The sequence below is a fragment of the Yoonia sp. GPGPB17 genome (assembly GCF_037892195.1).
Lineage (GTDB): Bacteria > Pseudomonadota > Alphaproteobacteria > Rhodobacterales > Rhodobacteraceae > Yoonia.
This window is the reverse complement of record NZ_JATACI010000002.1, coordinates 2358950-2372947: the sequence shown is the minus strand read 5'-3', so window position 1 is coordinate 2372947 and position 13998 is coordinate 2358950. Positions and strand designations below refer to the sequence as shown.

Below are 13998 nucleotides of genomic sequence, written 5' to 3'. Positions count from 1 at the left end.
GTCACCTGAGTGTTGGAATTGTATAAGTGGCGGGCGGGTGGCCAGCGAAGATATCTGTCGTTGCGTCGGCATGCAGCCCACCGGCCACAAAAAGGCTGTCCCAGCCCACTGTTTGCGCCCCGGCGATGTCATGTTCGGGGCTGTCGCCCACCATCAAAACGCGCGTGGGGTCCGCGAAGCGAAGCGTATCAGAGAGCACATCAAAGATTGCCTTATGCGGCTTACCGTAGAACATAACGCGCCCACCGGCATCCGCATAGTCATGGGCCAATGCCCCGGGGGATTGCACCGTTTTGCCCTGCGCGCGGGGCGACGCGCGGTCGGGGTTGGAGCAGATTAGCGGCAAGTCGAGGCCGCGGGCCCGATCAAGCACGGCTTGCTGTTTTGGGTGATCGGTTGCATCCGGCAGGCCCATCAACAGGACAGCGTCGGCCTGATCAATCGTATCGGCGAACGTCACATCCAGTGACCCTGCCCAATTGGCGGCATCGCCCGCGGCTGCTGTAATCGGCAGCAGCGTTTTGATATTGCGCAGGCGACCGCCTTTGAACTCAATATGCAGCGCTTCGCCTGATGTCATGACAGTGTCAAATGCATCAGGCGCAAACCCCATGCCGGTGATGCGCTCGGCGTTGATGTCGGCGCGCTTGCCAGAGTTTGACAGCACGGCCAGCGCCTTGCCCTTCAGCGCATCAATCGTGTTGACCGCATCGGGGTAGGGCGAGGTGCCGTTATGCAGCACCCCCCATTGATCAAAGACAATGGCGTCATACTGATCTGCGATCGCCAGTATGCTGTCGATCGGTTGCATCGCCTATTTGGGGTCCGGCATTGGCGGGACAAGCCCGGCGATGTAGGCTTCGGCCTCTTCCTTACTTAGTGCGGGCGCGGCTTTGTTTGTCATGTCTGCGGGCATGTCGCCGAAGTAGAACTGATAGCCGGGGATCACCTGACGCCGTTTGCGCAGCGGCATGCCTTCGTAAGGGAACACGTCAGAACGCGCGTTTGCGACCTTGTCGTGACAGGCAAGGATATAGTCAGCGCGTTTGTCCAATTCTTCCACGGATTTCCAGCCCTCATAGGAGTTCACAAACCGCGCTTAGGCACCCAATAGCGCCAGCCTTCATCGGGGTTGGGTTCCATGTTGCGTTCCTGAAAGATCGCGTCGCCTGCGACGACAATATCACCCATGCTGGTCGCCACTGTTACCGCCATATGCCCAACAGAATGACCCGGTGTGTGGAACATCGTGATACCGGGCAGCACCTCGCATTCATCTTCAACCGCTTCGAATACGCAGCTTGGCATAGGCCGGTTCAATCCCCAGATAACCGCTTTCATAGGTGCGGTAGTAAAGCGGCAGGGGGTTGTAGGCCATTTCGATTTCGGCCTTGGGCGCAATGTAGCGGGCGTTTTTGAACTCTTTCATGTTCTGCACGTGGTCCCAGTGCAGATGGGTGAAGACAATCGCGTCAATCTCATCTGGGTGCACACCCAGCTTTTGCTCAAGATGTTCGTGCACTTGCAAGCAGCCGCGTTTGTCACATTTATGGTGGTACTTGGTGGCGCGCTCTTCATCGCACAGGCCGGTATCGATCAGAATCTTATGGGTGCCAGTGTCAACGTAGTGGCAATAGACCGGGTTCCAAATCTTCTTTCCTGCCGGACCTTTCCAGAAAATATATGTGCCCAGGTCGGCTTCGAGCCAACCGGTGTTGATTGGGTAGATTTTGGTTTCAGCAACGCCCATGAGGTCCTCCAGTTACGAGTCCTCACTTTTGTATACAAAAATCTAAAACTGTCTACAGTGCAGCGTGATTTTTTCGAAAATCTCTCGATCGACTTCAGTTATTCGCGGCCAAAACACGCATAAAGCTCTCTGTCATATGTTTGCGCATACCATCAACAGCGACCTGTGAGTCGTCGGAGAAAATCTTGGCCAGCAGATCTTCGTGGTTTTGCACGGATGCATTCAAGTCAGCCTGTGTTTCTAGTTTCTTCGCCCGGAACGGTCCAGTCTTGCGCCGGAAGTCCGAGGCGAGATCGAAGATATAGCGGTTTTCTGTGGCACGGTAGATGGACAGATGCAGCGCTTCGTTCGCTCGGATATAAGCCAAGCGGTCGTTTGCCTTAGCGGCCGCTTTGCAATCTTCTTGCGCGGCCTCAATCTCGGCCCGGGCCAATAAAGTTAGGCGCTGATTGGCTAATCTTGCGCAAATGCTTTCTATTTCTTGCATAGCTTCGAACATTTGAGCAAGTTCTTCGCGCGAATACTGGGCTACGCGCACACCACGTTTCTCACCGCTGACCAGCACGCCTTGCGCGGTCAGGCGGCTGAGTGCTTCGCGCACGGGTGTGCGGGATACATTGAACCTTGTGGCCAGTTTGGTTTCATCCAGTCGTTCGCCGGGTTGCAGCTGCCCGCAGGCGATATCATCGAGCAAAGCGCTTTCGATACGATGGAAGGTCGATTCGCGGAGTGATGTGCCGTTTCGATCCATGACTTGCCCTTCAATTTATTTGCGAGCCTGCTTTGCAATAGCATGTTCTTTGCCTGAAAACTACTAAAACCACGATTTTTGGATATTTTGTGTTGATTTTGTATACAAACTCATGTTTCCCTCTGGGCAACGAGGGGGAGAAGTCCGTTAATGCCAGAGATAAGACTGCAACATCTGCGCAAGGACTACGGCGCGTTGACGGTGATCGAGGACCTGAACCTTGAGATGGCGGATGGTGAATTCACTGTTCTGGTTGGCCCGTCCGGCTGTGGCAAATCCACGACCCTGCGTATGATCGCAGGGCTGGAAAGTGTCACCGGTGGGGAAATCATGATCGGTGATCGCGATGTATCGCAGCTTGAGCCAAAGGAACGCGATCTGGCGATGGTGTTTCAGGATTACGCGCTTTACCCGCATATGGACGTGGCCAAGAACATGTCATTTGCGCTGCGTCTGGCGCGCATGAACAAGACAGACATTGATAAGCGCGTGAAAGAAGTGGCGGAAACGCTTGATCTGACTGCCTATCTGAACCGCAAACCGGCAGAATTGTCTGGCGGTCAACGGCAGCGCGTCGCGATGGGCCGCGCGCTGGTACGTGATGCGGGCACGTTCTTGTTTGATGAGCCGCTGTCGAACCTGGATGCCAAGCTGCGCGGGCAGATGCGCGCCGAACTGGCGCTGATGTCCCAGCGGATCAAGAAGAACATGATCTATGTGACCCATGATCAGGTTGAGGCGATGACCTTGGGAGACAAGATCGTCGTGATGAAGTTTGGTGAGATCATGCAAGCTGGCACGCCGGAAGAGCTGTACCGCAGCCCGGCGAACAAGTTTGTGGCGGGGTTTATCGGGTCGCCAACGATGAATTTCCTGAATGCGGAATTGGCCGATGAAGGTGGGACGCTCTTTGCCAAGGGCGAAGGATTCTCAATCCCACTGCCGGAAGCGCGTAAGGGCGCGTTGCAGGCCCACCGCGACCGAAACATTCATCTGGGCATTCGCCCGTCCAGCTTTGCCGAAGGTCCGGGTGGCCTGAAAATGCCGGTGATCTTGTCGGAATACATCGGCGCGCAATCGGTTCTGATCTCAGAACTGGGTGGTCAGCGCGTGTCTATCGAAATCAACACCGTCGCGCCCATTCGGGCAGGCGAAGAACGTGAATTCACGGTGCAAGGGGATGAAGTCCATCTTTTTGATCCCAAAACCGAAGCGGCCCTTTGAGGCCCGCAAAATCCATCTGGGAGGATGATATGAAAGTGACGAAAACGACTGTCTGGTCTGCGGCGATGGCCGTGTCCCTGACTTACACAGCGGCATATGCGGATGGCCATACGGCTGATGTCTATGCCCCCTATGAAGGGACAACGCTGGTTGTGAACTTCCCTGCGCACCCGCACTATAATGCGGTGCTTGAGGTGCTGCCAGAGTTTACCGAGCAGACCGGCATTGAGGTTGAAGTCGATCAGTTGCAGTACCTGCGGATGCGCGAGCGCCAGACGTTGGAGCTGACAAAGGACGAAGGTGATTATGATCTGATCGCTTATGTTGTGTTTTCCAAGGCGGACTATGTCTTTGCCGATCAGTTGGAAAACCTTGCCAAGTATTTCATGAACCCACGGCTTGCTGATCCAAACTATGACGCAGGTGATTTGATTGTTGGCTACGTCGCCAACATAGGTATTGCAGGTGGCGAAAAGGGGTATCTGCCGGGTCAGACAGGGTCGCTCTTTGGTATTCCTTTTGGGTCAGAGACATCTGTTTTGGCCTATCGTAAGGACATCTTCGAAAAGCACGGCATCGACGTGCCCACCAACTATGATGAGCTGCTGGAAGTAGCCTGCCAGATCCCAGAGGTCGAGCCGGGCATGGGCGGTATGGCATCACGCGCGGCCTCTGGGCACCAGGCCAGCCATGCGTTCCTTTTGCACCTCGCCCCCCTTGGTGGTCGCGTGTTTGACGGCGAATGGAACCCGATCATCAACAGCCCTGAAGGTGTCGCCGCTGCAAATGCGCTGAAAACCATCGTTGATTGCGGCCCCGAAGGTGGCACGACGTTTGGCCCGGCCGAAGCGGCTGCTGCCTTCCAGCAGGGTCAGGCCGCCATGTTCATGGACTCGATCGCCTTTGCCGCCGGGTTTGAAGACCCGACCCGTTCCACTGTCGTGGGCAACGTCGGCTATGCGATGCACCCCGAAGGTGTACGTCGCGGATCGCAGACAGGTGGCTTTGGTATCGGCATTCCGTCGAACGCCCAGAATAAAGAAGCGGCGTTCCTGTTGATGCAGTGGCTGACCAGCAAAGAGCAGGATCTTGCGATTGCAATGGCTGGCGGCAACCCATCGCGGTTCTCGACCTACCAGAATGCCGAGTTGAACGAGAAGTTCCCTTATTCGGCAACATTCGGTGAGGCGCTGCAATACGCTGACCCGGACTGGCGCCCGATCATCCCGACTTGGGGTACGATCAATGCGGATATCGGCACAACCATGAGCCAGGTTCTGACCGAAGGTCTGGACCCGCAAGAAGCGCTTGATGGTGTGGCTGAACGCGCCCGCGCGACGATGGAAGAGGCCGGGTACTACACCTGGCAGTAACACCTCCCAAGTGGCGGGCCGGTGCATCTGCATCGGCCTGCCATATTCGCACCGCGCATAGGAAAGCCCCCGGATCATGAGCATTGCCCGCGCTAATCGCCTGACGCCCTATCTGTTTCTGGCCCCTGCTGGGGCCGTGCTGGCTGTCGCGCTGTTCTATCCCATTTGCTATATGATCTATGCCAGCTTTCTGGACTGGAACCCCAGCCAGCGCATTGGCGAAGCTGACTTTATCGGCCTGCGCAACTACACCAAGCTTTTCAGCGATGATGCCTTCCGCGAAAGCATGTGGGTGACGATCAAGTTTTCTATGGTCGTAGTGACTATTGAGATGATCCTTGGTGTCGGCCTTGCACTTTTGCTGGATCGCAACATTCGCGGCATGTCCGTTTTACGAACCTTGTTTATCTTGCCGATGATGATTGCGCCTATCGTTGTGGGTCTGATGTGGCGGTACATGTATCACCCGACCGTGGGGATATTTAACCGCACGCTGACAGATTGGGGTTTCGAGCCGGTCCCGTGGTTGGCTGATGGGGACTGGGCTTTTGCGTCTATTGTAATCGCCGATATCTGGCAGTGGACCCCGTTTATCTTCATCCTGTCGCTGGCAGCGCTGCAATCGCTGCCTGCCTCTGCCATTGAAGCCAGCAAGATTGATGGCGCCAGTGGTTGGCAGCAGATCGTCTATATCAAACTGCCACTGATGTTGCCCGTGCTGATTGTGACCCTTCTGCTACGTCTGATCGACAGCTTTAAGGTGCTTGAGGTGATCCTTGTGATGACCAACGGCGGACCGGGGCTGTCGACCGAAATCCTGTCGATCCGCATCAACCGTACCGCATCCGAGTTCCGCGAGTTGGGCGAGGCGGCGGCCATGTCGAACCTGCTGTTGATCGTTTTGCTGATCCTGACCTTTGCGATGTTCATCTACAACAAGGCGCAGGAAGTGCGCGCCCAACGTATGCGTGCGGTGGAGGAAGAGGCATGAGCCAGAAAACCTACGACCGCCAGAACCCGGCCTTCTACGTCCTGATTGTTATGCTGGTGCTGATGGCCATCGGCCCGATATATCTGATGCTGGTGACTTCGTTGAAGCTGAATGTCGATATTATGTCCGACACCTCCAGCCTGATTTTCATGCCGACACTGCGCAACTATGAAACCGCCCTCTGCGATTTTCTGTGGTACGAGCCTGAACATCTGCGCCGCTGCGATCCGACCTTTGGGCGGGCACTAACAAATTCATTGATTATTGGTCTGGTCTCAACTGCAATCACATTGGTCATCGGCACGATGGCCGCCTACGCGCTGGTCCGCTTCCGGTTCATGGGCCGTGATGTCGTGTCAATCTGGACCTTGATGATGCGCATGGTCCCACCCGCTGTTCTGCTGGTACCGGTCTTTGGCATCTGGACGTTTCAGTTCGGCCTTGATGGCACGCGCGGCGGGATCATTCTTGTTTATGTGGCGCTTAACCTGCCCTTCGTGATCTGGATTTTGCAAAGTTTCATTGTACAAGTACCAATCCAGCTGGAAGAGGCCGCCCGTATGGACGGTGCCGGTCCCTTCCAGGTTTTCTTTCTTGTGGTCCTGCCCTTGATCAAGCCGGGGATTGCAGCTGCTTCGATCTTTACCTTCCGCGTGGCTTGGAATGAATTCCTGTTGGCCAACGCGCTGGCAGATCGCAACAGCCGCACAGTGCCGGTGACGATTGTGAACAGCCTGACCGAGTTTGACATCGACTGGGGTGTGATCATGGCGACGGGCATGTTGCTGGCCATTCCGCCGATTATCTTTACCTTTCTGGCCAGTCGCCAGATTATCACCGGCATGACAGCGGGGGCCGTGAAAGGGTAATGTCAGTCCTTCTTCTTGCGACTTATGACACCAAGCAGGAGGAAGCAGACTATCTGATCCTCGGATTGAAGGCCTTGGGGGTCCCGGTCGAGAAATGTGACATCTCATTGAACGCAGGCGGCAAACACTGGTCGCCCGCTGCCAAGGTCGCCGGCATGAAAGCCGCAACCGCGCGCGCTATCGCCGAGATTGGTAACGCGCCACAGGCGGGGCGACGCATGGTGGTGGCGATCGGTGGCGGCACCGGCGGGCAGATAGCGGTGGATGTGTTGCGGGCGTTGCCCTTGGCGATGCCCAAAGTATTGGTGACGACGCTGCCCTTTGATCCGCGTTATGTGATTGCCGACAGCTCTATCGTGTTGGTTCCAACAATAGCCGATCTCTGCGGGTTGAACGCCACAACGCGCGCGGCCTTGGATCAGGCGGCGGCGATTGCAGGTGGCCTCTATCATGCCAGCTTACCGACTGGCCCGGTGTCGCTGGCCCCTTCGGTTGGCGTGACCTCTTTGGGTGTGACCGGTCCGGGCACGGATGTGCTTTGCGACAGGCTGCGTGCAGATGGCGATGAGGTGACGGTCTTTCACGCCAATGGGTTTGGCGGTGCGGCCTTTACCCGTTGGGCGCAGAATGGCGCGTTCAAATCGGTCATCGACTATACCCCGCATGAGCTGACCCGCTGCTACATCGCCGGGGTCAATGCCGATATGCCCGGTCGCTTTACCGCGATGGGCGACGTGCCGCGTGTGGTCTTGCCCGGTGGCGTGAATTTCATCGGTATGGGGCAAGCTGACCTGATGCCCGAGGCTTATGGCGCTCGGCCCCATTACAGCCATTCGCCCTTGTTCACACACGTGCAATGCACCGCCGATGAGGTGGAAAAATGCGCTGACATCCTTGGCGTCGCGCTTGCGAAGGCCACGGCACCAACGCGGGTGCTGATCCCCATGGGCGGTTTTTCTTCCGAAGATAAACCTGGGGGTGCCATCGAAAGCCGCGCCTTGCGCGAGGTCTTTCGCGATGTGATCGCTGCTCATTTGGATGTGGCCTGCCTTGATGGACACATAAATGACCCTGCCACAGCGCATGCCGCCGTTGATGCTTTACGTGAAATCACAAAGGACTAATGCCCATGTTCGACCCTTCCGATATCGAAGCCAAGAAAGACGCTCTGATCTGGTCTGCGAACCGCTGTTTTGAGCGGGGTTTGCAGTCGAACGCGGGCGGCAATCTGTCGGTGCGGTTGTCGTCGGGGCCGGGGATCGTGATCAAACCCTCGGGCGTGGGCTTTGCCGAATGCAGCCGTGATAACCTGCAGGTCGTGCATCTGGATGGGACGATTGAACCGTCAGCTTTCAAACCGTCCAAGGACATGGATTTTCATCTCGATCTCTATCGCATCCGGCCAGACATCAACGCGATTGTGCATTGTCACAGCCCATGGGCGACTGGTTTTGCCAGTGCAGGGATCGAGATTCCCTGCCTGACCGTGCAAACCATCGAAAAGATCGGGCGTATGCCGCTGATCCCCCTGTCAGACAATGGTGGACCGCAAACAGAAGTCGAGATCAGCCCGGTCTTCGAAGACACATCGGTGCGGGCCGCGGTGCTGGCCAATCACGGCACGATCGGTGTTGGCAAGACGCTGACGGCGGCGCAGTACCTGGCCGAGATCATCGAAGAGACCGCCCATATTGCATTCGTGCGCGACACGCTGATGGCCGCACATGGCAAGACAGCAGCGGATTTGCCGGTGTATGGGACGGCGAAAGAGGCGCGGGGGGAAAAGTAGACGGCAATACATCAGATCCGGGAGCAAGTTCCGAGTGTGCCGCAAAAGACTCAACTGTACGTGACCAAACAACCTAAGCTTGCGCAATCTGCCCCCATTCGGTAATCCTGCGGGCAATGTGTCTGGTCTTTTACCGCGGGCCAGTGACGATCAATAGTAGCTGAATTGACTGATCGAGGGGTCGACATGAAAAACTTCATTTTTGCACTAGGATGCACTATCGCGATTGCTATACCAGCGCATGCCGGAAGCTTGTCTGAAACGATGGTTGAGCCCGCACCAGAGCTTATGACACCGACGGAACCGGGTCCAAGTGTATCCAACTGGCTCGTGCCAGTTTTAGTGGTTACGCTTCTTGTGGGTGTGGCTGCTATTACGAACCAAGACGACTAGCTGAAACAACCATGGATTGTGTGAGTGACAGGCCAAGAACAACTGGTCTGATCAATCCCGCCGTCCGCTCTCTCCCAAGTGGACGGCGGTTGAGCGACTGCAAACATAATGCATGCCCTCCTTGCTGCGCGGGCATTGTCCAGATCAGCTTTGAGGGTCCGGGGGGCCTGGCATCTCAGCCGCGGCATCACTGAGGTTGGGGGTTGTGTGACAAACTAAGCCGTAAGCAGCAGGCGAAATGCCTGCGACAGGTTAGACAGCCTGACGGAGTGAAGCAAAAGCGGTGGGCAATTGCGAGGCATAAAGCGGAAACGTTCTGTCAACTTTGATAAGATCCGCGCCGATGGATTTGCGAAAATCTTCAAATGCACCGTTTTGTGTGAAGGGGCTATCAGCTGTTTCCACCCAGATAATACGCGGGAGCGAGTTTTGGCGCACTTGACTGGGCAACCAGTCAGACAAACTCAGGCTTGCTTCGCTCCAAATTGTGTCGGGACCGTTGGACAAAGCATCATCCGCATTCTGCTTGAATGCTGCGTAACCACTCACTGTCTCAAGCGCTTTTAAGTCATAGCCGGGCAAAACAGTTGGAGACGTACGGGTTTCGCGCGTGGCGCGATGCATCCGGGCGTGAAAGTACGGCAAAGCCTTAAAAGACACCGGAGCATATTTCGCTGCCATGAACCCCACTTTGAACGACCCTTTCAGGTTGCTTGCCTTGCCGATGGCAGACATTGGGGGTATCGGATTGATCGCGACAAGGTCGCGGCAGCGCTGCGGATGCGCAATGGCATAGCTAAGGGCAACTGAAAAACCGGTACCAAAGCAAACCGCAGTGACGGGCCCTGCGGCACCAACCGCTTGGACCAACTCTGCCGTATCCTGCACATGCGTTTGCAATAGACTTGCACCATTGCGCTGACTGCTCTCTGATCGGGAAAAGCCTGCTCGTGATGGGCTTAACACACGAAAATTCTGCGATTTGGCCCAGGCCACTGTTTCGTCCGACAGATGTTTGCCGCCCGCCAGACAGTGGAACAACATCAGGGTTCTTTTGCCTGTGCCATTATAGAGATTGAACTCTTGTTGTTTACCATCAGATAGCTGCCGTATTTGCGTGATTGTATTGTCAGGCTTTAGGCTGTGATCAGTGTTGCTTAAACTTGCGCGGGGGCGAGCGCTGCAACGCGGGTCACTGCCGATGTCAGTTCGGCTTGCGAAGATACGCTGAGCTTTTATCCATCGCGCTGCGGATCTGATTGCGCACGGTATTGTAGGAACTACCTCTATTCTCGGCGATCATGCGTAAGTCGGCCCCGCGGGCGAACCCGACCAAAACATCGAGTTCGGCATCTGTGATGGCGAATTGCGCCTTGAACCGGTGGCGTAGGAATGTCTCCCAATTCTGTGGCATGCCATAAGCTTCGAGCGCGTAAGCCCCACGCGCAACGATGATCCAGTCGATGTCTTCATCAGCGGAGACGAGACGCACAACACTTGCCTTTGTATCCTGTCCCTTCGACAGAAAGCCGATATCTTCGGGGTAAGGGACGAACCCCTTTTGCACCAAAAGGGATTGCAAAGTGTGCAGGTCGGATGCCGTGAGCCATGGTGTCGCCTCGGGCAACATCTTGCGTTCTTCGGCGATCAGTTTCTGCAAGACATCCTCGGTCGGGCGCTCCAACGGGCCAAAGACTTGTTCGGCTGCCTCATGAGACAGGGCGTTTTCGAGCAAGGTCAGAAAGGTCAGGAATTTTTCAGGTGCAAAGACGGTTTCGTAGAGCGCGAGCAAGATGTCAGTTTTTTGCGATTGATCGCCTTGGTCATAGTGCGTTTGCGTCATGACGTACCCTCAAGCTGCCCTTACGTAAGTTGGATAACATTTTTCACAGTTGCAAGGATGACAGCACCGGTTTTTGCCTCGTGCCAATCACCTCACGGGTGGCGATCTCTGGGTCAATATAAACGGATGAAACAATTGCCCTTACCTCCCTCAAAGCTTCCGCGCAGTTGCCAGTCATGCCGGACCATCCAGGGACAGCTCGCCAGATGCACGCCGCGATACGCACTGTTGTATAGCTTTGTCGCCCTTATGTTATCGGGCTGTACCGACGACGGGCTCATTCATCCCACGGTGATGGGCATCGCGGCAGGAGTGGCATCCGTCGAGAACCCAGATTTTGATCAGGCCGCGTTCAATCAATCAGCTGCCCGCTATTACGGTGGTCCTTCGCAAGTGGCCGCGTCGCGCCCCCAATCCAGTTCATCAGGCGGGGAATGTACTTTGATTTCACGTGGCGCAAATGGTCATTCGGCTTGGGCCTGCAATTCTATTCAGTAGAGGAATTCAAAATGAAGAAATCAGTTTTTACAGCGGCATTTTTGGCACTCATGCTGGGTGCGGGCGCTGCCTCTGCCTGTGTCGCAACTGTCAATACATCGCAGCCGGGCGACACCCGCTTTATCAGATGGGTGCTGGAAAACCGGTGCAGGCAAAACGTCTCGATTTTCAGATCAAGCGATGGGGCATATATGGGATGGCTTGCGCCAGGGGGCAGATGATCGCGCCAACATATGGATGGTATTGGGAATACAGCTGACAGGCCGCGAACGCCCCCCAAACACCGGGATCAGTATTGAAAGTCCATTAGCCTAGGGCAGGTACGCCGCAATCAGCCGCATCCAGGGTTAAAACCGGATCATTGGGGCCGCATTCTTCGCCCGTGATCGGATATTGGCCTTCTTGGGCGCAAGCAGCCAGAACAAGAACGGCAAAGAGAGGGATGAATTTCATAAAGGGCCTCAAAAAGTAATCTTCGATGGATGTCAGGATATCTGCGTCTGCACCCGCACGATTGATGTTTGTCAAAGTTGATTGACCTTGATCAATTTATCTGGCCTGCTGCGGGTTTAGGACACTGATATGAAGACCGAAACTCCCCGTACGGCGCAGGTATCAACCCGCCCGCAAGCGGTGCTTGCGGATGGCGTTTTTGTGTTGAAGGGGGATCTGCTGATCAACACGATCGCGGGTCTTTCTATGCCGCGAGGCAATGGAAACCGCATTGACCTTAGTGGCGTGTCGCGATGTGACACCGCTGGTGCATGGGCCGTAATCATGTTGGAACGTCGCCTGCAGGCCGCTGGTGCAGCACCAGTGATCACGGGCGCAACGGCTTTGCAACACGACCTGATCGCGACCCTGCGAGACAATATGCCAGTGGCGGATGCAGCACCCATTTCACGTATCACTGTGATGGATCGGTTAGAACAAGTGGGGCGTCAGACAGTCTCTGCTTTGCGCCAAACCTTGTCGATCATTGGGTTTCTTGGCCGTGTTGTGGCCACGATTTTCAGTTTGTTCCTGCACCCTTCGCGTATCCGGTGGACGGCGATTGTGCATCATATGCAACAAGTCGGCCTGAATGCCGTGCCTATCGTATCGTTGATGGCGTTTCTGATCGGTGTGGTATTGGCGTTTCAGGGGGCTGCCCAGTTGCGCCAGTTCGGGGCCGAGGTCTTTGTCGTCGATCTGATTGCCATCTCAATCCTGCGCGAGCTGGGTATCCTGCTGACAGCAATCATTGTTGCAGGGCGATCCGGGTCGGCCTTTACAGCGGCTATCGGCTCGATGAAAATGCGCGAAGAGATCGACGCAATGCGCACGCTTGGGCTGGATCCGGTCGAGGTACTGGTCGCCCCGCGCGTCATCGCCCTGATCATCATGCTGCCCGTGCTGGGTGTGGTCGCCAATTTTGCCGGTCTGTTCGGTGGTGCGCTGATGTCGTGGATTGAATTGGGTGTTTCACCCGGTGTATTCCAGTCTCGATTGGTCAGTAACACAGGTGTAGAGCATTTGCTTGTTGGCCTGATCAAAGCGCCTTTCTTCGCGCTGATCATCGGTATTGTCGGCTGCTACGAGGGGATGCAGGTGAAAGGAAACGCCGAGTCGCTGGGGCGTCTAACCTCGACTTCGGTCGTGCTGGCGATCTTTCTGGTGATCACGGCCGATGCTTTGTTTTCGATCTTTTTTGCTGTGCTGGGGGTATGATGTCCGGTGCCTCTATTGTCAGTGTGCGTGGTCTTGTGACCCGGTTCGGCCGCCATACCGTTCACGACGGCCTTGATCTTGATGTGCGGCAGGGCGAGATTATTGGTATTGTTGGTGGTTCTGGCACCGGCAAATCGGTGCTGTTACGAGCGGTCGTGGGCCTGTTAAAACCCGCCGCCGGGCAAATCACGGTATTTGGGGAAAACGTGCGCGATACCAGCGCCGCTGACTACCGCCGCCTGCGCAAACGCTGGGGCGTGATGTTTCAGGACGGGGCGCTTTTTTCATCGTTGAATGTTCAGCAAAATGTCGAAGCACCGATGCGCGAACAATTGGACCTGCCCCCGAAACGCGTGCGGCCTTGGCGGCAATCAAGGTGCGCATGGTGGGCCTGCCGGAAGACTCGTTGCAAAAAATGCCGTCGGAATTGTCGGGTGGTATGCGCAAACGCGCAGGCTTTGCCCGGGCGATTGCATTGGATCCCGAGATTGTCTTTCTCGATGAACCGACCGCCGGGTTAGACCCGATTGGCGCCGCTGCCTTCGACGCATTGATCGCACAGTTGCGCCGTTCTTTGGGGTTGACCGTGTTCCTAGTTACCCATGATCTTGATAGCTTGCACGCGATTTGCGATCGCATTGCTGTGCTGGCCGAGGGTCGCGTCCTAGCGACTGGTACAATGGCGGAAATGCAGCAAGTTGATCATCCTTGGGTGCAGGCTTACTTCAAAGGGCCCCGCGCCCGTGCCGCGCTTGCGCAGAAAGAATTGATCTGATGGAAACCCGCGCACATTTCATCATTGTCGGG

At 55.9% G+C, this 13998-nt stretch carries 15 protein-coding genes and 1 pseudogene; 8 read left to right on the top strand and 8 right to left on the bottom strand.

Annotation, left to right across the window (positions count from 1 at the left end; translation table 11 throughout):
* Position 1: 1 nt before the first annotated feature.
* The 5 genes from QTO30_RS12780 to QTO30_RS12760 all read right to left on the bottom strand — a co-directional run bounded on the left by QTO30_RS12780 (position 2) and on the right by QTO30_RS12760 (position 2501).
* Positions 2–811: a TIGR01459 family HAD-type hydrolase gene (locus tag QTO30_RS12780; RefSeq protein ID WP_340424482.1), complete on the bottom strand. Its 810-nt coding sequence runs from the start codon at positions 809–811 to the stop codon at positions 2–4.
* A 3-nt stretch (positions 812–814) separates the two neighbouring features.
* Positions 815–1090, bottom strand: a complete 276-nt coding sequence (locus tag QTO30_RS12775; protein WP_340424481.1) for a hypothetical protein — start codon at positions 1088–1090, stop codon at positions 815–817.
* Complete coding sequence (locus QTO30_RS12770; RefSeq protein ID WP_340424480.1) at positions 1087–1308, bottom strand: hypothetical protein; 222 nt, start codon at positions 1306–1308, stop codon at positions 1087–1089. The genes QTO30_RS12775 and QTO30_RS12770 overlap by 4 nt, the downstream gene beginning before the upstream one ends.
* The gene (locus QTO30_RS12765; protein ID WP_340424479.1) at positions 1280–1750 is read right to left on the bottom strand and encodes an MBL fold metallo-hydrolase; all 471 of its coding nucleotides are present in this window, start codon (positions 1748–1750) and stop codon (positions 1280–1282) included. Before QTO30_RS12765 ends, QTO30_RS12770 begins: the two co-directional genes overlap by 29 nt.
* A 94-nt stretch (positions 1751–1844) precedes the next feature.
* A complete protein-coding gene (locus QTO30_RS12760) occupies positions 1845–2501 on the bottom strand; it encodes a GntR family transcriptional regulator (RefSeq protein ID WP_340424478.1) in 657 nt (218 codons plus the stop codon).
* 150 nt (positions 2502–2651) lie between these two features.
* Here QTO30_RS12760 and QTO30_RS12755 point away from each other — a divergent pair, with 150 nt between their 5' ends.
* From QTO30_RS12755 to QTO30_RS12730, 6 genes are all read left to right on the top strand, one after another.
* Positions 2652–3725 (top strand): ABC transporter ATP-binding protein, encoded by a 1074-nt coding sequence (locus QTO30_RS12755; RefSeq protein ID WP_340424477.1) that lies wholly within the window; start codon positions 2652–2654, stop codon positions 3723–3725.
* Positions 3726–3754: 29 nt separating this feature from the next.
* Entirely contained in the window at positions 3755–5098 is a 1344-nt protein-coding gene (locus QTO30_RS12750; RefSeq protein WP_340424476.1) for an extracellular solute-binding protein, read from the top strand.
* A gap of 76 nt (positions 5099–5174) precedes the next feature.
* Positions 5175–6089: a carbohydrate ABC transporter permease gene (locus tag QTO30_RS12745; RefSeq protein WP_340424475.1), complete on the top strand. Its 915-nt coding sequence runs from the start codon at positions 5175–5177 to the stop codon at positions 6087–6089.
* Positions 6086–6958 (top strand): carbohydrate ABC transporter permease, encoded by an 873-nt coding sequence (locus QTO30_RS12740; RefSeq protein ID WP_340424474.1) that lies wholly within the window; start codon positions 6086–6088, stop codon positions 6956–6958. Before QTO30_RS12745 ends, QTO30_RS12740 begins: the two co-directional genes overlap by 4 nt.
* Positions 6958–8082, top strand: coding sequence for a Tm-1-like ATP-binding domain-containing protein (locus QTO30_RS12735; RefSeq protein WP_340424473.1), 1125 nt, complete (start codon positions 6958–6960; stop codon positions 8080–8082). The genes QTO30_RS12740 and QTO30_RS12735 overlap by 1 nt, the downstream gene beginning before the upstream one ends.
* 5 nt (positions 8083–8087) lie before the next feature.
* Positions 8088–8747, top strand: a complete 660-nt coding sequence (locus QTO30_RS12730; protein ID WP_340424472.1) for a class II aldolase/adducin family protein — start codon at positions 8088–8090, stop codon at positions 8745–8747.
* A 645-nt stretch (positions 8748–9392) separates the two neighbouring features.
* On the opposite strand, the gene QTO30_RS12725 is transcribed toward QTO30_RS12730, so the two are convergent.
* The 3 genes from QTO30_RS12725 to QTO30_RS12715 form a co-directional block, all read right to left on the bottom strand.
* Positions 9393–10184 (bottom strand): alpha/beta fold hydrolase, encoded by a 792-nt coding sequence (locus tag QTO30_RS12725; RefSeq protein ID WP_340424471.1) that lies wholly within the window; start codon positions 10182–10184, stop codon positions 9393–9395.
* 160 nt (positions 10185–10344) lie between these two features.
* Entirely contained in the window at positions 10345–10983 is a 639-nt protein-coding gene (locus tag QTO30_RS12720; RefSeq protein WP_340424470.1) for a helix-turn-helix transcriptional regulator, read from the bottom strand.
* A gap of 804 nt (positions 10984–11787) precedes the next feature.
* Positions 11788–12009 (bottom strand): hypothetical protein, encoded by a 222-nt coding sequence (locus QTO30_RS12715; protein ID WP_340424469.1) that lies wholly within the window; start codon positions 12007–12009, stop codon positions 11788–11790.
* Between the two features lie 171 nt (positions 12010–12180).
* Here QTO30_RS12715 and QTO30_RS12710 point away from each other — a divergent pair, with 171 nt between their 5' ends.
* A complete protein-coding gene (locus QTO30_RS12710; RefSeq protein WP_340425930.1) occupies positions 12181–13191 on the top strand; it encodes an ABC transporter permease in 1011 nt (336 codons plus the stop codon).
* Positions 13191–13966: pseudogene (locus tag QTO30_RS12705) on the top strand (ABC transporter ATP-binding protein). Before QTO30_RS12710 ends, QTO30_RS12705 begins: the two are co-directional and overlap by 1 nt.
* Positions 13967–13998: the final 32 nt, after the last annotated feature.